The organism is Pseudidiomarina planktonica (assembly GCF_900177775.1).
Taxonomy (GTDB): domain Bacteria; phylum Pseudomonadota; class Gammaproteobacteria; order Enterobacterales; family Alteromonadaceae; genus Pseudidiomarina; species Pseudidiomarina planktonica.
The window spans coordinates 21,553-44,436 of sequence record NZ_FXWH01000003.1 but is presented as its reverse complement, the minus strand read 5'-3'; the positions used below and the strand labels follow the sequence as shown (position 1 = coordinate 44,436).

At 50.3% G+C, this 22,884-nt stretch carries 19 protein-coding genes; 12 read left to right on the top strand and 7 right to left on the bottom strand.

What is annotated here, in order from left to right:
• Window positions 1-9: 9 nt before the first annotated feature.
• From surA to CCE91_RS10365, 6 genes are all read left to right on the top strand, one after another.
• Window positions 10-1,302 carry a peptidylprolyl isomerase SurA gene (gene surA, locus CCE91_RS10390; RefSeq protein ID WP_086435233.1) on the top strand — a complete coding sequence of 431 codons (1,293 nt, stop codon included), beginning with the start codon at window positions 10-12 and terminating at the stop codon, window positions 1,300-1,302.
• On the top strand, window positions 1,299-2,294 hold the full coding sequence (gene pdxA, locus CCE91_RS10385) for a 4-hydroxythreonine-4-phosphate dehydrogenase PdxA (RefSeq protein WP_086435232.1): 996 nt from the start codon (window positions 1,299-1,301) through the stop codon (window positions 2,292-2,294). Before surA ends, pdxA begins: the two co-directional genes overlap by 4 nt.
• Window positions 2,295-2,319: 25 nt before the next feature.
• The gene (gene rsmA, locus CCE91_RS10380) at window positions 2,320-3,123 is read left to right on the top strand and encodes a 16S rRNA (adenine(1518)-N(6)/adenine(1519)-N(6))-dimethyltransferase RsmA (RefSeq protein ID WP_086435231.1); all 804 of its coding nucleotides are present in this window, start codon (window positions 2,320-2,322) and stop codon (window positions 3,121-3,123) included.
• Window positions 3,123-3,497, top strand: a complete 375-nt coding sequence (gene apaG / locus CCE91_RS10375) for a Co2+/Mg2+ efflux protein ApaG (RefSeq protein ID WP_086435230.1) — start codon at window positions 3,123-3,125, stop codon at window positions 3,495-3,497. The genes rsmA and apaG overlap by 1 nt, the downstream gene beginning before the upstream one ends.
• Before the next feature lie 4 nt (window positions 3,498-3,501).
• Window positions 3,502-4,350, top strand: coding sequence for a symmetrical bis(5'-nucleosyl)-tetraphosphatase (locus tag CCE91_RS10370; RefSeq protein WP_086435229.1), 849 nt, complete (start codon window positions 3,502-3,504; stop codon window positions 4,348-4,350).
• Window positions 4,351-4,464: 114 nt separating this feature from the next.
• Window positions 4,465-6,465, top strand: a complete 2,001-nt coding sequence (locus CCE91_RS10365; protein WP_086435228.1) for a methyl-accepting chemotaxis protein — start codon at window positions 4,465-4,467, stop codon at window positions 6,463-6,465.
• A gap of 74 nt (window positions 6,466-6,539) precedes the next feature.
• Here the strand turns inward: CCE91_RS10365 and tyrS are convergent, their stop codons facing one another.
• Entirely contained in the window at window positions 6,540-7,739 is a 1,200-nt protein-coding gene (tyrS, locus tag CCE91_RS10360; protein ID WP_086435227.1) for a tyrosine--tRNA ligase, read from the bottom strand.
• A 184-nt stretch (window positions 7,740-7,923) separates the two neighbouring features.
• Here tyrS and CCE91_RS10355 point away from each other — a divergent pair, with 184 nt between their 5' ends.
• Together CCE91_RS10355 and CCE91_RS10350 are read left to right on the top strand one after the other, a co-directional pair.
• Window positions 7,924-9,213 (top strand): peptidoglycan DD-metalloendopeptidase family protein, encoded by a 1,290-nt coding sequence (locus CCE91_RS10355; RefSeq protein ID WP_198678038.1) that lies wholly within the window; start codon window positions 7,924-7,926, stop codon window positions 9,211-9,213.
• Window positions 9,213-10,340 (top strand): anhydro-N-acetylmuramic acid kinase, encoded by a 1,128-nt coding sequence (locus CCE91_RS10350; protein WP_198678033.1) that lies wholly within the window; start codon window positions 9,213-9,215, stop codon window positions 10,338-10,340. Before CCE91_RS10355 ends, CCE91_RS10350 begins: the two co-directional genes overlap by 1 nt.
• Before the next feature lie 8 nt (window positions 10,341-10,348).
• Here CCE91_RS10350 and pepQ read toward each other — a convergent pair whose 3' ends face one another.
• The 3 genes from pepQ to CCE91_RS10335 all read right to left on the bottom strand — a co-directional run bounded on the left by pepQ (window position 10,349) and on the right by CCE91_RS10335 (window position 12,904).
• Window positions 10,349-11,659, bottom strand: coding sequence for a Xaa-Pro dipeptidase (gene pepQ, locus CCE91_RS10345; RefSeq protein WP_086435225.1), 1,311 nt, complete (start codon window positions 11,657-11,659; stop codon window positions 10,349-10,351).
• Window positions 11,660-11,744: 85 nt separating this feature from the next.
• The gene (erpA, locus tag CCE91_RS10340; protein ID WP_086435224.1) at window positions 11,745-12,092 is read right to left on the bottom strand and encodes an iron-sulfur cluster insertion protein ErpA; all 348 of its coding nucleotides are present in this window, start codon (window positions 12,090-12,092) and stop codon (window positions 11,745-11,747) included.
• A 56-nt stretch (window positions 12,093-12,148) separates the two neighbouring features.
• Window positions 12,149-12,904, bottom strand: a complete 756-nt coding sequence (locus CCE91_RS10335; RefSeq protein WP_086435223.1) for a DUF6776 family protein — start codon at window positions 12,902-12,904, stop codon at window positions 12,149-12,151.
• Window positions 12,905-12,989: 85 nt separating this feature from the next.
• Here CCE91_RS10335 and hemJ point away from each other — a divergent pair, with 85 nt between their 5' ends.
• The 3 genes from hemJ (at window position 12,990) to hemL (ending at window position 15,826) form a co-directional block, all read left to right on the top strand.
• Window positions 12,990-13,418, top strand: coding sequence for a protoporphyrinogen oxidase HemJ (gene hemJ, locus CCE91_RS10330; protein WP_086435222.1), 429 nt, complete (start codon window positions 12,990-12,992; stop codon window positions 13,416-13,418).
• 100 nt (window positions 13,419-13,518) lie between these two features.
• Window positions 13,519-14,532 carry an aspartate carbamoyltransferase gene (locus CCE91_RS10325; protein ID WP_086435457.1) on the top strand — a complete coding sequence of 338 codons (1,014 nt, stop codon included), beginning with the start codon at window positions 13,519-13,521 and terminating at the stop codon, window positions 14,530-14,532.
• 10 nt (window positions 14,533-14,542) lie between these two features.
• A complete protein-coding gene (gene hemL, locus CCE91_RS10320) occupies window positions 14,543-15,826 on the top strand; it encodes a glutamate-1-semialdehyde 2,1-aminomutase (RefSeq protein WP_086435221.1) in 1,284 nt (427 codons plus the stop codon).
• A gap of 25 nt (window positions 15,827-15,851) precedes the next feature.
• Here hemL and mrcB read toward each other — a convergent pair whose 3' ends face one another.
• From mrcB to pepB, 3 genes are read right to left on the bottom strand one after another with little or no spacing between them, the layout of a single operon-like run.
• Window positions 15,852-18,125, bottom strand: a complete 2,274-nt coding sequence (mrcB, locus tag CCE91_RS10315) for a penicillin-binding protein 1B (RefSeq protein ID WP_086435220.1) — start codon at window positions 18,123-18,125, stop codon at window positions 15,852-15,854.
• Window positions 18,122-20,674, bottom strand: coding sequence for an ATP-dependent helicase HrpB (gene hrpB / locus CCE91_RS10310; RefSeq protein WP_086435219.1), 2,553 nt, complete (start codon window positions 20,672-20,674; stop codon window positions 18,122-18,124). Before hrpB ends, mrcB begins: the two co-directional genes overlap by 4 nt.
• Entirely contained in the window at window positions 20,671-21,978 is a 1,308-nt protein-coding gene (gene pepB, locus CCE91_RS10305; protein ID WP_086435218.1) for an aminopeptidase PepB, read from the bottom strand. Before pepB ends, hrpB begins: the two co-directional genes overlap by 4 nt.
• A 78-nt stretch (window positions 21,979-22,056) precedes the next feature.
• On the opposite strand from pepB, the gene sfsA reads away from it, so the two are divergent.
• Complete coding sequence (gene sfsA / locus CCE91_RS10300; protein WP_086435217.1) at window positions 22,057-22,764, top strand: DNA/RNA nuclease SfsA; 708 nt, start codon at window positions 22,057-22,059, stop codon at window positions 22,762-22,764.
• The last annotated feature ends 120 nt before the right edge of the window (window positions 22,765-22,884 follow it).

Sequence of the window (22,884 nt, the reverse complement as noted above, 5' to 3'; positions counted from 1 at the left end):
GTAGTGACTATGAAAATAATTGCACAAGCTGTAATGAGTGCAGCACTGTTAATCAGTGCTACCGCGACCCAGGCCCAAACCAACGAAGTGCTTGATGAAGTCGCAGTAGTGGTGAACAACGGTGTTATTATGCAAAGCGAAATTGAGCAGCTAATGCGCAATATCAAACGCGATGCTCAAGCTGAGAACCGCGACTTACCGCGAGATGAAGTGTTGCGAGTGCAGGTAACTGACCGTTTGGTATTACAACAACTGCAAATGCAGTTAGCCCGCCGCTATGGTATTGACGTAACTGATGCTCAGCTTGAACAAGCCATTAATCAAATTGCCAATGAACAAAACATGACCGTGAATCAGATGCGTGAAGCCATTTCACAGCAAGGTTCCAGTTGGGCGGTTTATCGCGAAGAGTTGCGCGAAGAAATGATTGTCCGCGACACCCAACGTAATGCCGTACGTCAGCGGGTTTACATTGCGCCGCAGGAAATAGACAATCTGGTGCAAATGATGGACGACGCCAACGACGATCAAGTTGAATATCGCCTGAGCCATATTTTGATCGGGGTTGCCGACGGTGCCTCCACAGACGCCATGAATTCAGCTCGTGAGCGCGCAGAAAGCGTTATCTCGCGTTTGAATGACGGTTCTGATTTTGAGCAAATGGCAGTAACTGCATCTTCTGGTAGTCAGGCGTTGGAAGGCGGCGACTTAGGCTGGATGGGTATTAATGAAATGCCATCGCTGTTTGCCGAAGTGGTACGCGGCAAACGTGAAGGTGATATTGTCGGTCCGTTGCGCAGTGGCGTTGGTTTTCACATTTTGAAGATAGCCGATACCCGTGGGCTGGAAACTGTGGAAGTACAAGAAGTACTTGCCCGTCATATTTTAATTACGCCATCGGTTATCTTATCTGATAATCGCGCCCAGCAAATGCTGACTGAGTTTTATGAACAGTTACAAGCTGGCGAAGCTGAATTTGCTGAATTAGCCAAAAAGCACTCAGGTGACCCGGGTTCTGCCGCTCGTGGCGGTGAACTTGGCTGGGCAAACCCGGAAACCTACACAGAGGCCTTTAAGCGTACTTTGGGTGAGTTAGAAAAGGGTGAACTTAGTAAACCTTTCCGTAGCGAGTTCGGCTGGCACATTGTTGAACTACTCGACACCCGAGTACAAGACACAACCGACAAGAGTAAACGCGAGCGTGCTTACCAATTACTTTATAGCCGTAAGTATCGTGAAGAGCTGGAAAACTGGCAGCAAGAGCTGTTGGACCAGGCTTATGTTGAGGTTTATGAGAAATGACAGTAAGGGTTGCCTTAACCCCCGGTGAACCTGCGGGTATAGGCCCCGACCTGACGGTGCGTCTGGCACAACAAAATTGGCCGGTAGAACTAGTTGCTATTGCCGACCCTGAACTGTTGCAAGCGCGCGCCGAATTGCTGGGGTTACCCTTAACCCTGATTACCTATGATATTAACCGCCGGCCTGCTGCCCAGCAGGCCGGCACCCTAACTGTGTTGCCAGTAAAAACTCCCGCCGCGGTAAAACCAGGCCAGCTGGACGTTAGCAATGCCTCTTACGTAGTGGATACTTTAACTCGCGCCGGTGAGGGTTGCCTGCACGGCGAATTTGTTGCGGTAGTTACCGCACCAGTTCACAAAGGCATTATTAACGATGCCGGCATTAGTTTTAGTGGCCACACCGAGTTTTTTGCCGCCCAGGCAAAAGTCGCTAAGGTAGTGATGATGCTGGCCTCCCCTGAGCTTCGCGTAGCACTGGTTACCACTCACTTACCACTTCGCGACGTTGCTGATGCGATAACGCCTGACACACTCGAACAAGTAATTACCATTCTGGTAAGCGACATGCGCAGCAAGTTTGGCTTGGCGGATCCGCGAATTCTGGTATGCGGACTAAATCCTCATGCTGGTGAGCAAGGGCATTTAGGCAGCGAAGAGAATGACGTTATTATTCCAGTGCTGGATAAACTGCGTAATCAGGGCTTTAAGTTACACGGCCCCTTGCCTGCCGACACCCTATTTCAACCACATTATCTGGATAAAGCCGATGCGGTGTTGGCTATGTACCATGATCAGGGCTTACCTGTGTTAAAATATCAGGGTTTCGGTACCGCTATGAATATCACGCTGGGGCTGCCTTATATCAGAACCTCAGTTGATCATGGCACTGCATTATCGCTTGCTGGCACCAATGAAGTGTCCATAGGTAGCGCCCAGTATGCGCTCGAGCAAGCCATTTCTTTAGCTAACCAGGCTGCGGCAACAAACCGCTAGTAGCCTTTGCGGTCAGGATACCCGTATGAGCAAAACCCATTTAGGCCATGTTGCCCGTAAACGCTTCGGCCAGAATTTCTTACACGACACCCATGTAATTGACCAAATTGTGGCGGCTATTAATCCGCAACCGGGTCAGGCACTCATTGAAATTGGTCCGGGCTTAGCGGCACTAACTGAGCCAGTTGCCGATCAGGCTGGTCACTTGCAGGTAGTAGAGCTGGATCGCGACTTAGCCGACCGGCTGGAACATCACCCGTTTTTGTCCAGCAAGCTTACCGTACACCGCGGCGATGCTTTAAAAACTGACTTTAAAGAATTTTATAATGGCCAGAAGCTGCGTGTATTCGGCAACCTGCCCTACAATATTTCCACGCCGCTGATGTTTCATTTGCTGTCGCAGTTGGAGATTATTGAAGACATGCACTTTATGCTGCAAAAAGAAGTGGTTGATCGCTTAGCAGCAGAGCCCGGCAACAAAACCTACGGGCGTATTAGTGTGTCGGTGCAACAGTGCTGCGAAGTAATACCAGTATTGGAAGTTCCACCAGGCGCATTCAACCCGCCCCCGAAGGTTGATTCCGCCGTGGTACGACTGGTTCCTTATGCCGATCCACCAAACCCGGTGCATTGCCGCAAAACCTTGCACAGCATTTGTTTAACCGCATTTAATCAGCGCCGCAAAACCATTCGCAACACCATGAAAACTATTTTAACCGAAGCGGATTTTGTTACCTTGAATATCGACCCTAACGCTCGACCTGAAACCTTGTCAGTGGCAGACTATTGTCGTATCGCTAATTGGCACTACGAACAAACGGAAAAATAATGACGGCAGCTTTAGTAAAAATAGAGGTTACCACTCAGTATCTGAGCGCTCAGTCAGCACCTGAGCAAAATCAGTATGTGTTTGCCTACACCATCACTATTACCAATAACAGTGAGCAGAACGTGCAGCTGTTAGATCGGGACTGGAAAATTACCGATGCTGATCACAAAATTACCCGCGTAGCCGGTGACGGCGTGGTTGGTCAGCAACCTCATATTGCACCGGGCGAATCCTTTAGTTACACCAGTGGCACTGTGCTTGCCACTCCTATTGGTAGCATGCAGGGACACTACGGCATGATTGACGCCAACGGCGAAAGCTTTAGCGCTGAAATACCTTCGTTCCGACTCGCCATTCCCAATATATTGCACTAGGCCTATGGCACATTATCTGGTCGGCGATGTTCACGGATGCTATCAGGAGTTGGAAACGCTGCTGGAGCGTGTTTCATTTCGACCAAAACGCGATAAGCTCTTTTGTGTTGGTGACATTGTTGGGCGTGGTCCGGACTCCCGCAAAACGCTTGAGCTATTTGTTAGCCTGGGAGACAGCGCTCAAATCGTATTGGGTAATCACGATTTAAATTTACTCGCCTTGTTACAGGGTTTACGCGAACCCAACCCTAAAGACCTGCTTGATGGTATTTTGCAAGCCCCCAAACCCTTGCGCGATAGCTGGTCGGACTGGCTTCGACAGCAGCCTTTAATGGTAGAATCACCGCCTAAAGTAAAACAGCATTTTACCATGTGTCACGCTGGCATTTACCCCTGGTGGTCGTTAACAGAAGCCGCAAGCCTTGCCGACGAAGTAGTTACCGAGCTCAAAAGTGACAGGTTTATACCCTTACTGAAGAACATGTACGGCAATTCACCTACACATTGGCACTCAAGTCTCAGCGGTTTCGACCGATACCGATTTATAGTGAATGCATTTACGCGTATGCGTTATTGCGGCCAGGACGGCTATTTGGATTTAACTGCGAAAGGATCGCCCACCAAACAACGTGAAGATGACTTAAAACCCTGGTTCCATTGGTGGAACCCAACATCTTCAACCATCATGTTTGGTCATTGGGCAGCACTAGCAGGTCAAACGGAACGGGCAGATGTAATAGGACTTGATACCGGGTGTGTTTGGGGTGAACACTTAACTTTGTTGAGCTGGCCAAAACAAAAATACATAACAGCACCAGCGGTTAAACAAGTAGTTAACACCAGTATTAAGTAACAAAAAGTTACAACGACATCAGCAAAGGTGGTTTTCAAACCATCAATTGATATATTTAAAATATTGCAGCTCGCTTGTTTTGGCTGTTTAAGCGAATGTTCATGAGGAATCCCTATGAAACTTACCATTGCATTACGTGTTATCGGTGGTTTTACAATTATCACGCTGCTGTTGCTGGTTATCAGTTTAAGCTCCGTATTCAACACCAACAGTATTGGCGCTTCCAGTGATAGCGTAAACCGCATGGCCGTGCCGGCTCTTGATGCCGTTGGCAATTTAAAAGTTGAGCTGCTGGAACTATCGAACATTAGCTTAGCGGTTTATCACGAAACCTCATTAACTGAGCTAGATTCACACCGCAAAAACTACAATGAGTCTTCAAAATCAGCACAAGAAAATGAAGAAAATTTGAAGCGCTTACTTGCGGGCCAGGGGCTATCAGGCCAGCTGGAGGCGTCAGATCAAGTTTTGCAGACTTATAAAAGTCAAATTCTAAGTGTTTTTGAAAAACAGCGTACCTATTTAAACTTACGCGACAGCACCAAAGCACAATTGGAAGAAATTGAATTCAGCCTTGGCGATGCGTCGTTTATGATGTTGGACATTATGGACGCGTCCACCAACGCGGACGTGAACACCGCCGCCGAAGCACTTGACCGCTCCTTAAATAATCTAATCACACTGCTATACGACCTGCGCAACGCAGACGATCTGGATCGCGCTCAAGTAATACGCAGTGAAGTGAACATTGTACTGGAAGGTTTGGATGATCGTCTGAATACTCTAACCAGCAATGCTACCGATGCCACTAATGATATGGTTACTAATGCGGTAAGTTTAGTTAACTCAGCGCGCGACCAACTGGAAGGTCAGGGTTCGTTTACCGCTGACGTTATTTTACGATTGGAAACCCGACGCGACACCAAGGCTCTGATTGCAGAAGCTGAAAAGACCATGGCAACGGCACTGGCTTCTACCAATGAACTGCAAACCCGCGTGCGTCAGGTAGTTGATGCCGCGCAGGAAGAAGTACAATCCACCATTAGTTCCACAGGGTGGGTAAATGGCATTCTCGCTTTGATATCCATTGCGCTGGCCATAGTGATTTCCTGGTTGACGGTACGCAGCATTAGCCGTCCGCTGGCGCAGGTAAACCACATGCTGAACGTAATGGCTGACGGTAACCTGACCCAACGCGTAGAGTACAACGCCAAGGATGAGTTCGGTGAACTAGCTGCCAATACCAATAAGCTAACCGACAATCTGCGTGAGCTTATTAACGGTATTGCCAGCCGCTCTACGCAGCTAGCTGCCGCCGCTGAAGAGTCTTCAACGGTATCAGAACAAACTACCAATGCCATTGAAGATCAGCGTGGCCAAATTGAACAAGTAGCAACAGCTACTCAAGAAATGAATAGTACGTCGTCTGAAATGGCGAACGGCGCTTCTGAAGCACTGCAAGAAATTCAGCACTCCGACGAAGAAGCAACTCGTGTTCGTCAAATTTCGGCCAAGAATAAAGCCACTATTGAAGCACTGGCCTCGGAAATTAAAGGCGCTTCTGAAGTTATCAATAAGCTGTATCAAAACAGCACCAACATTGGCAGTATTTTGGATGTTATTCGCGGCATTGCCGACCAGACCAACTTGCTGGCATTGAACGCGGCCATTGAAGCGGCCCGTGCCGGTGAACAAGGCCGTGGCTTCGCAGTGGTAGCCGACGAAGTTCGTACGCTGGCCAGCCGCACGCAGGAATCAACTGAAGAAATTCATACCATGATTGAAAGCCTGCAGTCCGACGCCCAGCGCGCGGTAACAGTCATGAACAAAGGCCGTGAACAAGCCGAAGTGTGTGTTGGCCAAAGCGATGAAGCGGCAGAAGCGCTGCAGTCTATTACCGACTCCGTACATCAGGCTTCTGACAGCAGTAATCACATTGCCACCGCCGCGCTGGAACAAAGCAAAACAGCGCAAGACATCAGCGAGCGATTGGAGCAAATCGTTTCTATTGCTGAACAAACCGCCGAAGGTTCCAAGCAAACCGCCAGCGCTTCGAATGAAGTTGCCAAGCTGTCGCAGGAACTGCAAGACTCCATCAAGAGCTTCACTGTGTAGTTGCTTGAGTAAACGGCACAAACAAAAAACCCGCAGCGATGCGGGTTTTTTATTGCCTTTCGAGCGGAATCAAATCAAGCGATAGTGATGCGCGCGAACTTGCGTTTACCAACCTGATACACGGCGGTGCCGGGCTGACATAGTAAACGGGTGTCGGTAACTTTTTCGCCGTCAATTTTAACCGCCTGCTGCTTAATCATACGCATTGCGTCGGAGGTAGAAGCAACCAGCTCGGCTTGTTTCAGTACGTTACCAATAGCAACGCCACCCTCGGCCATAGCTACTGTTACTTCCGGCATTTCGTCGGGTATGGCGTTTTTCTGGAAGCGCTGAATGAAATCCTGCTCGGCAGCATCCGCCGCTTGGTCGTCGTGGAAGCGGGCGATGATTTCTTTGGCCAAGGCAACTTTCACGTCGCGCGGATTTTTGCCTTCAGCAACATCAGTACGCAACTGTTCTACTTCGTTTAACGGACGGAAGCTCAGTAGTTCGAAGTAGCGCCACATCAGCTCGTCGGAAATCGACATGATTTTGCCGAACATGTCATTGGCCGGCTCGGTAATACCTATGTAGTTGCCCAGCGACTTCGACATTTTCTGCACGCCGTCTAAGCCCTCTAACAATGGCACCATGATGACGGTTTGTGGGCGCTGCCCTTCGTCTTTTTGCAGTTCACGCCCCATCAGCAGGTTAAACCGCTGATCGGTACCACCAAGCTCAACATCAGCTTTTAATTCAACCGAATCCCAGCCTTGCACCAGCGGGTACAGGAACTCATGAATCGCAATAGGCTGACCCGTGCTGTAACGCTTTTTAAAGTCGTCGCGTTCCAGCATGCGCGCTACGGTTTGTTGAGCCGCTAATTTAATCATGCCAGCCGCACCTAACCGCTCCATCCACTCGGAGTTAAAGCGAATTTCAGTTTTTGCCGGATCCAGAATTTTGAATACCTGTTCTTTATAGGTTTCCGCATTTGCCAGCACGTCTTCGCGCGATAACGGCTTACGGGTAACATTTTTTCCGGTTGGATCGCCAATCATGCCGGTAAAGTCGCCAATCAGAAACACCACCTTGTGGCCCAAATCCTGAAAGGTACGCAATTTGTTAATCAGCACTGTGTGCCCTAAATGCAAATCAGGCGCCGTGGGGTCAAACCCAGCCTTTATGACTAAAGGCTTGTTTTCTTTAAGCTTTTCTACCAACTCTTGCTCTAACAGCACTTCTTCGGTACCGCGAGTAATCTCCGCAATAGCATCGGCAATGGCGTTGGTCATGATTTAGCTTCTCCTGGAATTCATGTCTGACTAGTGAACAAAACAGCGTCGAATCAAGCATTGTAAGGCATTCTTTGTTTTGATTTAAGCGTAAACATACTGGTAAAACGCTATTTTTCGTATTATTCTGCCAAAAGTTCATAAAAAGAAGTGCGCTAATTTTATGCCTGTAGTAACTAACATGATAAAAACATTGATAAAACAGCTACCGAATTCACACAAAGTTCTAATCTCTACGGTTAGTGCTGGTGTGCTGCTATTGCTGTTATTACCATCAGAGCCCGCCACCGCGTCGAAGAACACGCCGACGGTTGACCAGTTGATTCTGGGGCAACGCTATCAGTTACAACTGGACGTAACCACCGACAACAACCAAGGCAATGCCAATGATGGGCTGCGCTGGAGTGGTTACCAAGTGCGCTCGGGCGACAATTTAGCCAAAATTTTTGATCGCGTGGATTTAACCCCGCGCCAACTCTATGAAATAACCTCTGCAGGTGCTGATGCGGAAATACTTCGCAGCATTCACCCGGGCGATACGCTGCGCTTTGCGCGTAACGCCGACGGCGAGCTCATTCAGCTTGCGTACAAAATGAACGCAACCGAAACCTTGTTAATTACGAAAACTGACGAAGGTTATGTAACCGAAATTGAAAGCAAGCAAATTGAAACTCGTACCGAGTTTGCCTTCGCTCGCGTTGACAGTAGCTTCTGGAATGCCGGTATTAATGCTGGCCTGACTGACGGCCAGATCATGAGCATTGCCGGCATGTTCGGCTGGGACATCGACTTTGCGCTGGATATGCGTGCTGGTGACGAATTCAGCGTGCTGTTCGAGAAGCATTATGTCGATGGTGATTTTGTTGGTTATGGTCGTATTCTGGCGGCTGAATTTGTAAACCAAAATCAGCAGTTCCGCGCAATTTTGCACGAGAATGGTCAATACTACACGCCGGAAGGCCGCGCTATGCGTAAAACCTTCCTGCGCTCACCGGTTAACTTTACCTATATCAGTTCAAGCTTTAACCCACGTCGCCTGCATCCGGTAACCGGTCAGGTGCGTCCGCATAACGGTATTGATTATGCAGCCAATGTAGGTACGCCGGTAATGTCGGCGGGCGACGGTAAAGTCATTGCCAGCAGCTACAACAACCTGAACGGTAACTACGTGTTTATTCAGCATGGCGAACGCTACGTGACTAAATATTTGCACCTAAGCAAACGTTTGGTTAAAAACGGCGCCCGTGTAAAACAGGGTGAGTTGATTGGTCGCGTTGGCGCTACTGGCCGGGTAACTGGTGCTCACTTGCATTACGAATTCCTGGTGAACGGTTCGCACCGCAACCCACGTACGGTGGAACTACCACAGGCGAAGTCATTAGATGCAAACGAATTACCCCGCTTTGTAGCTATTGCCGAGCGTCGTTTGGCAGCCTTAAGCGATAACAAGCGGGTGTTTGTGGCCATGAACTAATGGTGCACAACTATTACATTGGCCTTATGTCCGGCACCAGCATGGACGGCCTTGACGTTGCGCTGGTGGCTTTCAGCCACGAGCGCGGCCCCCAACTTGTAGCAACCCATCAGCACGACCTGCCAGCCCCACTACGCGCCGAAATGGAAGCTTTATGCCAACCCAGCGATGGCGAGCTGGATCGTGCCGCCCGCGTAGACCAATTGTTTGCCGAAGTATGTGCGGAAGCTGTTGCCGAAATTCTGCAACAACAACAGCTACGTGCTGCAGACATAACTGCTATTGGTAGCCACGGCCAGACCCTGCGCCATCAGCCAAACGCCACGCCTGCCTACACCATCCAAATAGGTGATGCCAACTTATTGGCTGTGCGTACGGGAATAAACGTGGTTGCGGATTTTCGCCGCAAAGATATTGCGTTAGGTGGGCAAGGCGCCCCACTGGTACCCGCGTTTCATCAATATTTGTTTGCCAGTACCGAGGCTCCACGCGCTATTTTAAACTTAGGCGGCATTGCCAACATTACCTGGTTACCCGGTGCCGATGATCAGGTTAGCGGCTTTGACACCGGCCCGGCCAATACACTGCTGGATAACTGGTTTCGCCATTGTTACCCGGAGCAAGCGTTCGGGTTTGATAAAAACGGTCAGTTTGCGGCCAGCGGTAGCTGCCGGCCTGATTTATTAGAGGCCTTACTGGCCGACCCTTATTTTCAGAAGAAACCACCAAAAAGCACCGGCCGTGACGACTTTCACGTGCAATGGTTGCTGCAACGCTTCCCTACCATAACCAAGCTGCCTCCGGCGGATGTTCAGCAAACGCTGCAACACCTTACTGCTGCTAGTATTGCCAATGCTTGTCGGGCTTATTTACCAACCCTGCCGGAAACCTTGTTTGTGTGTGGTGGTGGTGCGTTAAACGCTGATTTATTGCGGGTCTGTCGCGATTATTTACCAGAGGTGAACTGGCGCAGCACGGCGGCACTGGATGTAGCGCCGGAATGGGTGGAAGCTATGGCGTTTGCCTGGCTGGCCTGGTGCCATGTAAATGGCCGCACCGGCAACCTGCCTGCAGTAACCGGTGCATCGCGCCCAGCTATTCTGGGCGCGCTCTTTCCATATAAATAGCAGGTACGTTAGCCTAGTTTGGCAAAGGCGTCGCGAGTCAGGTTTTCATTGTTGCCGTTGGCGCCAACTACAATGCTGTCTTCAATGCGAACACCACCATACGGACGTAACTCGGCAACCCGGTCCCAATTGATGTCGCGGCTATCAGCGTGATCTTCCAGTAACTGATCAACCACATACAAGCCTGGTTCAATGGTAAACACCTGACCTTCTTCAATTGGCCGCAGTAAGCGCAAGAACGGATGGCGCTCATCACGCGGGTAGCTGTCACCGCGGTCGTTGCGTAAGTGACCACCCACATCGTGCACCTGCAAACCAATAAAGTGCCCTAACCCATGCGGGAAGAATGCACTGGTGTAGCCTTTGTCGTAAATCTCTTCTGCCGTGCCTTTCACAAAGCCGAAATCACTAAGTACCTGCGCTATTTTCAGGTGTTGAGACACGTGCAACTGGTAGTACTCAACGCCAGGTTTGATTTCTCTCAGCAAGTCTTGCTGAGCCGCATCCACGGCTTCAATCAGGTCAGCAAAAAAGCCCTTTTGCTTGGTATAGGTGCGGGTAATATCAGCACAGTAACCACGGTAAGTAGCACCGGCATCAATCAAAAACGAGCGAGCTTCAGCCGGAGCTTTATGATCGTAAATATCATAGTGCAAAATAGCGCCATGCTCGTTTAGTGCCACTATGCTGTTGTACGGCACTTCACATTCACGGAAGTTAATAGCAGCCAGATACGCATGATGAATTTCCAGCTCACTGGCGCCAGCAAAGAAAGCATCCCGGGCCGCGTTATGCGCTTTGGTTGCCAATTCGTTGGCATAGCGTAAGTTTTCAATTTCCCAGGTCGTTTTAATAGCCCGGTGATAGTGCAAGTGATCAAGCAAAGGTTGCGGGTTACGCGACTGCACTGGCCAGCTAGCCACTGGCTCGGCAAAGTCTTCACCAATAAAGGCAGTGGTGTGCAGTTTGTCACCCAGGTGCTTAGCTATTTTGTCAACGTCGTCCACCACAATCAGCTCAACATGCTGTTGCCATTCTTCGGTGGGAATTTCTGCCTGTGCATGCCAAAAATCGCGCGCCTGGAACAAAAATACGACTGGCTTTTGGCCTGGCTGATAAAACACCGCGCTTTTCGGGCTTTGCGTTACCGGTAGCCAATATTTAAATAAAGGGTTTACTTTGTACGGGGCTGGATTGTCATCTAGAAATGCAACCCGGGGTTGGCCTGCATACACCAACACTGAGTCAAAACCTGTTGCTTCAAGCGCTGCGTCAAAACGCGCCTGAACCGTCGCAATATGATCACTGTAGGAACTCATAAACAACCTCGCTTGCAAAATGTGCAAGCATTCTACCCTAATGCGGGTAGGGCTGCACCCCTGCGACGGGGTATGACGAAGTCAGTTAGACGCTAAAACTAGCACCGCAACCGCAGGTGGTAGTTGCGTTTGGATTGTCGACGAAAAAGCGTGCGCCCTGCAAACCTTCTTCATAGTTAACGATGCCGCCAACCAAATATTGCAGGCTCATGGGGTCAATGACCAGAGTCACGCCATTTTTCTCAATTTCCATATCACCGGCGTTTACCGCTTCGTCAAAGGTGAAGCCGTACTGGAAGCCTGAACAACCACCACCAGTTACATACACACGCAGCTTCAGTTGCGGATTTTCTTCTTCCGCAATAAGGGTTTTTACTTTATTGGCTGCCGCTTCGGTAAACTGAATTGGCATGGCTGCTGCTACGTCTGACATATGCTCGTGTACCTCTGTTAAGTCTGCTCATATTGTCGCTTACCCGACTAAAATGGTCAAGTATTGTCGTCCAGGCCCAACTGTTCTAATTCGCTGCCCTGACGTCGCTGCAACAAACGACTCCAGAAAAAACTGTTTTCCAGTATCCGTTGATTCCCTCGCGACAGTTGCACCCGAACATCTATGCGCTCCGGCACAAAGCCCTCAGGAACCATAAAGTCACCGGCCAACACGGTAAAATAGCGCATGCTGAACGAACGTTCATTGTCTGGCATATGGGCTAAATCCAGCAAGTTGTAACTTTGCTGAGCGCCGTTTAAACGACCGTTAAGGGTTATGCTCACTTCACCATTCACAGCGTTGCGTTGGCGTTCCAGTTGCACTAAGGCCAGACTGAAATGAAAGTGCCCCGGCGTGAAATTGGGCTTCAACTCAAGAGATTCAATAATCACACCCTCGGCTTCAAGCTCAGGTGCCATTATTTTTTGATAAAACGTGATGTCGCGGCGCAGCGCAAAGTTTTCATCCTGCGCCATGGCCATTTCCTGCTGCAAACTGGTGTTAGCGGCTTTTTCAATGTCTAGTTCAACGCGCAAAATATGCTGCTGATACTCAAGCCGTTCAATTTCATTGTACAAAGTATCTATGCGCTGTTGATGATGGTCAGCCTGATCTTCCAGATAATGCACACGCCAGTTGCCCAGACCATAACCAATCCAGACAAGCGCCAGCAAAAACGCCACAATTACCGCTGTAACAGGTAATTTGCCCCAGCGTTGTTGCCAATACACAATATTTAACTTCTCTTTCATCACATCTCTTTTTATGATGGCTCGGCATTTACCTGTAAGATAAACCCTGAAATCTAGCGCAATATGCTAAGGGAGTGGTGCAAGCGTGTCTATACTTTGGTTCAAAGCCTTACATTTAATTTTTATGGTGGCCTGGTTCGCCGGCATTTTCTATTTGCCCAGATTATTTGTTTACCATGCCCAAACCAGCTCAACAGAAGTCAGTGAACAGCTCAAGGTAATGGAGCGTCGCTTACTGTTTTTTGTCACGCCCTTTGCAATACTCACCATAATTTTTGGCGTGTTGTTGTTAGCTCAGTATGGTGGTGGTTGGCTGGCCAATAATGGCTGGATGCATGCCAAGCTAACGCTGGTATTTGTGTTAATTGTTTACCATATTTACTGCTTCAAATTACTGGCTGACTTTCGTCACGACCGCAACCAACGTAGCCATAAGTTTTATCGTGTATTTAACGAGTTTCCGGTGCTGGTGTTATTCGCCATTATTTTGCTGGCGGTACTTAAGCCGTTTTAAACGGCTTAAGGGCGCAGTGATTCTCAAGCTTCACGTGTTCTGTTATCATAGCGACCCAGTGTAATTCACCGTTAATTCTCACTGAAGGACGTCACGCATGATGCAATTCACCGGAGCCAATATTCTTTCGGTCAGTCAATTTGACCTGGACAGCATTGAGCACATTTTCGAAATTGCCAACCGCATGCAACCCTATGCGCGCCGTCAGAAACGCACCAAAGTTTTAGATGGTGCCATTTTAGGAAATTTATTCTTCGAAGCCTCTACCCGAACCCGCGTCAGCTTTGGTACCGCCTTTAATTTGCTCGGTGGCGAAGTTCGCGAAACCACCGGCATGGAAACTTCAGCTCTGGCCAAAGGCGAATCGCTGTACGACACCGCCCGGGTACTCAGTAGTTACAGCGATGTGATTACCATGCGCCACCCGAAAGCCGGTTCGGTAGCAGAGTTTGCCGAAGGTAGCCGGGTACCGGTCATTAATGGTGGTGATGGCTCGAACGAGCACCCTACCCAAGCACTACTGGACTTATACACCATCCGCAAAGAGCTGGCCTATCACGGCCATGGCATTGATGGCATGCACATTTGTATGATGGGCGACCTGAAATTCGGGCGTACCGTACACTCATTGTCACGCTTGCTGGCGATGTACAAAAACGTTCGCTTTACGTTAATTTCACCGCGCGAACTGGCCATGCCGGAAAGTGTACTTAGCGCACTGGATGACGCCGGCCACAAATTTACCGTGACTGAGAAAGTGGAAGGCAGTTCCGATGCCGATATTGTGTATCAAACCCGGATTCAGCAAGAACGCTTTACCACGCCGGAAGAAGCCGAGCAGTATCGCGGCAAGTTCCGCCTGAACAGTGAAATTTATACTAAGCACTACAAACCTAATACCGTGATTATGCATCCGTTGCCGCGCGACTCGCGCTCGGAAGCGAATGAATTAGATAATGACCTGAACCAAAACCCTAATCTTGCTATTTTTCGCCAGGCCGACAACGGCGTATTGATCCGTATGGCCCTTTTTGCACTAACTCTTGGGGTAGAAAACCAAGTGGACCAGTATGAACGCGAAGTGAACTGGTATAGCGATAAACGTAACGTCTAAGAGGTAATTGATGTCTCGTTCTGAAGAACTATTTGCACAAGCACAACACAGCATTCCAGGTGGCGTCAATTCACCAGTTCGCGCCTTTAATGGCGTGGGTGGCACCCCGCTATTTATTGAACGTGCTAACGGCGCTTATATGTACGACGCCGACGACCAGCGCTACATTGATTATGTAGGTTCCTGGGGCCCCATGATTCTGGGTCACAATCACCCGGCTATTCGCGCAGCAACTTTGGCTGCAGTAGAGCGCGGCACCAGCTTTGGTACGCCAACCTCCATTGAAATTACCATGGCCGAAAAAATAAAGAGCATAGTGCCCTCTATTGAAAAAGTACGCATGGTAAATTCCGGCACCGAAGCGACCATGACGGCCATTCGCCTGGCGCGCGGTTACACCAAGCGCGACAAGATTTTGAAATTTGAAGGTTGCTACCATGGCCATGCTGACAGCCTGTTAGTGAAAGCCGGTTCAGGAGCCTTAACTCTGGGTGTACCAAGCTCACCTGGCATTCCAGCCGATGTTGCTGCACATACACTAACTGTTACCTTTAACGATTTAGAGTCGGTAAAAGAGATTTTCGCTGAAGTGGGCGATCAAATTGCCTGCATTATTGTGGAACCAGTAGCCGGTAACATGAACTGCATTCCGCCGGTACCAGGTTTCCTGGAAGGCTTGCGCAGCATTTGCGACAGCTACGGTAGCGTACTGATTTTTGATGAAGTAATGAGTGGCTTCCGGGTAGCGCCAGGTGGCGCGCAAGAGCGTTACAACGTACTGCCGGATTTAACCACCCTGGGTAAAGTTATTGGTGGTGGTATGCCAGTGGGTGCCTTCGGCGGTAAACGCGAAATCATGGACTACATTGCACCAGTTGGCCCGGTGTATCAGGCCGGTACTTTGTCGGGTAACCCGGTTGCTATGGCTGCAGGTTTAGCGGCGCTGTCACAACTCAGCACACCGGGCTTGTATGAAAACTTATACGCGCGGGTTGATCAGTTACTGAATGGCTTGCAGGAACGTGCGGATGCTGCCGGTATTCCATTAACCACCAACCGTGCTGGCTCTATGTTTGGGGTGTTCTTTACTACCGACAAGAACATCACCAGCTTTGAACAAGCCACCAAGTGCAATATGGAACACTTCAAAGCCTTTTATCATCACATGTTAAAAGCAGGCGTGTATCTGGCACCTTCGGCGTTTGAAGCCGGCTTTATGTCAGCCGCACATACCGAAGCTGACATTCAGCAAACCTTAGATGCTGCCGAGAAGGCTTTTGCAGCCCTGAAATAAACACGTACTCATAAGAAAGCTGGCTTTAGCCGCCGAACAGGCGCTCAAGCCAGCTTTTTTCTTTCTGCTGCCCCGAACAATCAATATCTTCCGCCAGTACCTGCTTCACCGCTGGAAAGCGGCGTGCATCTGAGCATGCTAACGGTACTTGCACACCTGTTTGGCGATGAAATGCCGAGGTTGCTATGGCATCCGGCACCTCAGTCTCCCCCGGAACCACACCGGTTTGCTGTAAATAGCTTCGCACTACCGGCAATGCTCCGGTGCTGCCAGTCATACCAATGGAATCACTGTCGTCGCGCCCTAGCCAAACGGTGGTTACGTCGCGCCCGTCTACAGTGACAAACCAGCTGTCTTTCAAGTCATTAGTGGTGCCACTTTTGCCAGCCAGTCGTTGATTAGGGAAAGCTTCCGTTAATGCTCTACCGGTGCCCTCACTGATCACACCACGCATGGCGTGCTGCACTAAATAACTGGCGGACTCTGAAAACACCCGCCGGCCGCGCTCTATGTTACGCTCATAAACCTGTAAGCCACTGTGAGTGGTAATAGCTTGTACTGCCCGCAGCGGTTGATAATAGCCGTCGTTTGCCAAAGTTGCGTACATACGGGTAACGGCAACCGGCGACAAGGGCACAGCCCCCAGAGTTAACGACGGGTATTCTTCAATTGGCGTGGTAACACCTGCCTGACGTAATTGCTCAGCAATCAATGGAATACCAAGCTCCAGCCCCAAATGCACAGCCGGCAAATTACGCGACTGCACAAAGGCGTCATAAAGGGGAACTGGTGCTAAATACTCACCGTCATAGTTGCGCGGGATCCAGTCTTCACCGCCCTGAATCTTCAGCTGTAGTAATTCATCTGATAATGGCGTTGCCAGCGAGTAGCGCTCGGGTGATTCCAGCGCCGTCGCATAAATAAATGGTTTAATTAACGAACCTACCTGACGCTGCGCCAGCAACGCCCGGTTAAAGCCAGCCAACTGACTGTTCCGGCCGCCCACCAGCGCCTTAATACCGGCACGCCGATAGTCTGCCACCACCACAGCGCCCTCAATATCGGGATCTTTACTCAATTGTGGCAATACGGTTTGCAATGCTTTCTCGGCAGCGTTCTGCGCTTGCGGGTCTAAATAAGTAAATACCCGCAGGCCGGTGCTCTGCCATTGTTCCGGCAATACGATGTTGCGCAGTTCACGCTGTACTAAATCCACATAATGCGGTCTGCTGCGCGCAACTAAACTGCTGTCTTCAATGTCAGTTACCGGCGTGTTGATGGCAGTTAAGTACTGATTTTTATTAATCATGTCCTGCTCAAACATTTGTTGCAGGATCAAATCACGGCGCTCTTGCGCTCGCTCGGGGTAACGCCGTGGGTTGTAATAGGACGGCCCTTTTACCACACCAACCAAAAGTGCAATTTCTGCAGGCTCTAATTCCTGTACTTGCTTACCAAAATAAAACGCGCTGGCTAAACCAATGCCGTGAATAGCTGAGCCTTTATCCTGCCCGAAGTAAACTTCATTCAGGTAGGTTTCCAGAATTTCGTTTTTACTGAAGCGAAAATCAATCACCAGCGCCATTAAGGCTTCACGAATTTTTCGCCACAGGGTTTGTTGCCGCGTTAAGTACAGGTTTTTCACCAACTGCTGGGTGAGCGTGCTACCACCTTGCACAGTTCGACCAGCGGCAAGATTAGCCAGCGCCGCACGCGCTATGCCTGCCGGAGAGATACCCGAATGATGGTAAAAATTACGGTCTTCCACCAGCAGCAAGGTTTCAACCAACAGGTTTGGAACCAACTCTAACCCTACTAGCAGGCGGTCTTCCTGAGAGCTTGGAGTAAGCCTGGCAACCAGTGGCGACTCCAGTCGGAACTGAGAGATTTCACGGCCGTTGGGCCAGCTAAGAATGCGATCAATGCGGTTTTCCTTAAACAACACCTTAACCGCTTGCGCCATTTCCGGGCCGCCCGGGAAGTCAAACGGGCGACGATAAATATGCAGTTGCTGATTGCCGCTTTGGTATTCACCGGAATCATCAACCTGAGTAACCTTGCGATAGCGCAGCTGCGCCAGCTCCGTTTCCACATGCTGTTGGCTTATCACTGCTCCCGGTGCCAGGGTTAACGCGCGCCCATAAATCAGCGCAGGCGCCTGATACCTGTTACTGGCAAAGCGCTGCGACAACATTGAATCGAGATAAATAAGATAAAATGCCAACACCACAGCCAGTACCAGCGCCAGCTTAAGCCCGGTAATCAAACTATAACGAGTAACCTTGCGCCAGTTAATCATGCGCCTAACTGCCGCTTCGTTTTCGCTGTTGCTTGCGCAGTGCTGGGGTCATCCGGCCACGGATGCTTTGGGTAACGCCCTTTCATTTCTTTTTTCACATCCTGATATGCATTCTGCCAGAAGCTGGCAAGGTCTCGAGTACGCTGCAGCAACCGCCCAGCGGGAGATAATAAATCCAACGTTAAAATCACTTTGTCATAGACTATTTTTGGTGACACCGGTTCCCCGAAAGCTTCCTGAAGCTTCACCGCTACCGTAGGTTGTTCGGCGGTATAATCAATACTTACCTGCCGGCCACTAGGTGCCTGCCATGCTGGTGGGCACTGACGCTCCAGCTCTTGCTGCTGAGCATAGCTTAACCGCGCCAGCAACGCCTTCTCAGGAGACCATTGCCCTAGCTGTTTCAAGCTGGTTATAGACTGCCAGTAACCGCTTGCCCAGGCGTCCAGCTCAAGTAGCAAACTGCCTTCAGAAAAGTCCGGCCAATGCCCCTGCTGAGCGGCAGGTAAATGTTCGTAAAGATACGCTAACCGAGCTAATAATTGCTCAGTTTTGGTGTTCATGGCAAGCACCTGCAAACCATGATTTCTTACATAGTCGATAAGTGCCTGTAATCGTTGATCTGCCGAAATGCTACCTGGCTGCTCACGCTGGCTAAGAATAAGCGCACCAACACGCTCAACTTCAACCTGTTGTAAGCGTTGCTGTGGCCCGCCCCACTGCGCCAGCAGTTCACGCTTCAGTTGTACCTGCGGGTGTTGTAACTGCTCAGCGGTAATAGGAACCGCCCAGCGAATAACTGCATCGGCGGCATTTTCCTGCAGGGTTAGTACCGGTACTACCAACAATTCGGGCATGCTCCCCACGGCGTTATCCGGCAGCACAGCACCACCGCCATAAGCGAGTTTATAGCGTTGGTCACCACTACGACGTGCCGCAATTCTGTCGGGGTAAGCCCACAGCAATAGCTCGGCCAGATGCTGAAACCCCGTAGGTAAGTCGGCATTCGCTAACCGCTGCTGCCACCAACGCAAACGCTGCTGCCAGTTATTCGGCAGCCCTTCGGGCAACCTGCCTTTGGTTTGCACCGCAGATAAGGTTTGTTCCAGCAGCGTCTGCAAATCAATTTCACTCTGCTGCGGCGGATTCTCCAGCACCGCAGCCACCAGCGCTGCTTCAGCACATACCTCGGGCCCCTGCTGCTGCGCCCATAGAGCCATGCAAGCCAGCCGTGCGTCGCCACTAAACTCAACCACTTGTTGGCCCTTGGCGGTAACAGCACCATTGCTGTTCAACACGCCAAGGCTTTCCAACAACTCAGCACCAACGGTTAGGTGTGCAGCATTGGGGGGCGTTAGAAACTGCATTTGCTGCGGCTCTGCGCCCCAGATTTTGCATTCCAATAACAGCTGCGATAAATCCTGCGTAGCAATTTCGGCCGGCGCATAGTCAGCTAGCCCGTGCTGATCTGATGCCGCCCAAACGCGATAACACCGGCCAGCGCTGGTTCGTCCGGCCCGGCCGGCGCGCTGCTCAGCGGCAGCACGGCTAATACGCCGGGTCAGTAAGCGGGTAATACCGTGTTGTGGATAAAAATGCGCCTGCCGAACACGACCACTGTCTACCACCACATCAATACCGCTTAAGGTTAAGCTGGTTTCAGCTATGTTGGTAGCCAACACCAGTTTGCGGCCCTGATTCGGGTTAGCACCTACTGCTTGCTGCTGGGCTTGCAGGCTTACCTGCCCGTGCAGCTCATAGAGCGTGATATCAGCGGGTAGCTGCAGTGACTGCGCCAGTTGCCGTATTTCCTTCACCCCGGGTAAAAATACCAGCACCCCAGCGCGAGCGTTTTGTAATGCTTCGGTAACTACGCCGGGCAGGGCTTGCTGCCAGGTCTGCTGCCGAGCTGCCGGGCGGTATTCAATTTGAACCGGATACTGGCGGCCAGCACTACTAAGTACCGCCGCATCGCCAAGCCAATTCGCAATAACCTGCGCCGGAATGGTGGCCGACATAATCAGCAAGCGTAGTTGTGGATTTAGCCCGGTAGCTTCCAGTGCCGTTGCTAAGCCTAAATCACTGTGCAAATGGCGTTCGTGAAACTCATCAAAAATCACTAAACCAATACCGGCAAGTTCCGGATCGGCCTGAATCATGCGAGTAAAAATACCCTCGGTAACAATGAGTAAACGGGTGTTGGTGTGGTAGTTACGATTGCCGCGAATGTGATAGCCAACCGTTTGGCCTACCTGTTCGCCTAACTGCTGAGCCAGATAATTGGCAATGGAAAGCGCAGCCACACGGCGTGGCTGCAACATAATAATGCGTTGCCCCGCCAGTAATTCAGAGAACAACAACGACAGTGGCAGGGCAGTTGATTTACCGGCGCCGGGTGGTGCTTCCAACACTACCCGGCCGGTGGTTAACTTCGCTTCAACATCAGCCAGTAGTGCCGTTACCGGCAACTCCTGCATCCATTCGGTAATAGCCTGCTTCCGCGCTGCCGGTAAACTGGATTCTTGTATGGCTGATACGGCGTCTATCACTGCATTAAGCTAGCCGCAATGGTACGCATACCCAGCGCCGTAGCACCGGTAGCCCACATGCCATTGGCCGAGCCGTGATAGGCACCAGCTAAATCAAAGTGCAGCCAACCCTCGCCCTGACGCGGTGCAAAGCGCAATAAGAACCCAGCGGCATTACTGGCACCACCGGCACCACCACCTTTCTGAGCACGGCTATTAGCTGTGTCAGCAAATGCTGATGGGCAGTTTTCTTTATGGAAAGTCGCCAGTGGTAACCGCCATAAGCCTTCGCGTTGCTGCTCAGCTAACTGCAGGGTTTCTGCAGCTAAGGCTTCGTCCACACTTAATAACGCATTGTATTCGGTGCCTACTGCCACCTGAGCCGCACCTGTTAGCGTGGCCGCATCAATAATTTTCTTGGCACCGAACTCTTCGGCAGCCAGCAGGCCATCGGCTAATACCAAACGACCTTCAGCGTCGGTATTTACCACTTCCACGGTAGTACCGTTTTTATAGGTAATCACATCGCCAAGTTTGAAAGCGCTGCCATCCACCAGGTTTTCAGCGCAGCATAAAATAAGTTTCACGCGTTTTTTCAAGCCACGCTGAACGGCTAACGCCAGGGCACCGGACACTGTGGCAGCACCACCCATATCGCATTTCATTGACAGCATGCCTTCGCTTGATTTCAAGCTATAACCACCGCTATCAAAGGTAATACCCTTACCAATTAATGCCGTGCTTACCTCAGCATTGGCGTCGCCGGTTGGGTTGTAATCAATCACCAGCATCAGGGGTTCATGCACACTGGCCCGCCCGACAGTGTGAATACCATGCCAGCCCTGCTCTAGTAGCTCATCACCTTTAATCACAGTGACGTCAATATGACCAGCAGCCAACTGCTGGAATTTCTGAATAACTTTGTCGGCCAGCGACTGCGGATACATTTCAGCCGGCGGTAAGTTAATTAGATCGCGGGTCCAGGCAGCGGTGTCGCGCATCTGTTTCAGTTGCTCGGCAACTTCTGGCTCGGCCTCATGCCACAGCACTTCGTTACTGGTATGGGTATTGCTAAAACCAAGTGACAGCGCCCACTGACGCTCAATATCCCAGCCCTGCCCCTGAATAGACACGCGGGTAATACCCAGATTGTCGATTTGCCGACCAGCTTTTTGAATGCGCCGTAAGTTTTCGGCTTCGTCATCACCAACAGCTATATGCAGGCTGTCTTGTTCAATGGCCAGCAAGTTGTTTGGTTTCCAGCACGAATCAACAGCGGAGCTTGCCGCCTTAGTGGTTAAAAATACAGGCATTGCTCTGGACATTCGGTAAACCTCCCAGTAAGTTTGCGCGCATCAATGCGCACTGATAGTTACACTACTCTAGTGTGAATGGGGCCAATAATGCAATTTCACAAGCCATTACAAACCGCAAAATTAATTCAACGTTACAAACGTTTCCTGGCTGATGTTACCACTAACAGCGGCAACACATTCACCATTCATTGCCCCAATACGGGTGCTATGACCGGCTGCGCCGAACCTGGCTATCAGGTTTGGTTTAGTGAATCAGAAAATTTAAAACGTAAGTATTGCTATACGTGGGAACTTGCGCGAACGTTTTGTGACGATTTTATTTGCGTGAACACACTACGTGCGAATCAGCTAGCTGGCGATATTCTAAGCGACGGACTCATTGCAGAACTAGCTGACTTGCAGGAACTGCGCGCTGAAGTAAAGTATGGCTCACAGGGTAGTCGCGTTGACTGGCATGGCTTGGATAATAAGCGTGAATGCTTTATTGAAGTGAAAAGCGTGACTTTGAAAGACCCGGACAATAGCACTGGCTATTTTCCCGATGCCCGCAGCAAACGCGCCGGTAAACACTTGCAAGAGCTCATGGAAGTAGCTGCACAAGGACATCGCGCGGTGGTGTTATACGTGGTTATGCATACCGGTATCACCAGCGTTCAAAGTGCCGCACAGGTTGATCCTGACTACGCGCAATTGTGTATAGAAGCAGCAGCCAAAGGGGTAGAATTCTACGCCTATAAATGTGCGATATCGCCAGAAGGTATTTCGCCACAGCAACAAATTAAGGTAACTACCTAAAAAAGCATTGAGTTTTGAATTTATACCCCAATTTAGGTTGAGCAAAGTCAGCGTCAATACAATTGCACAGAGGTTCGCTTTCTGGTATATGTAGCCACCTTTTTTGGGAACTGATCCGTT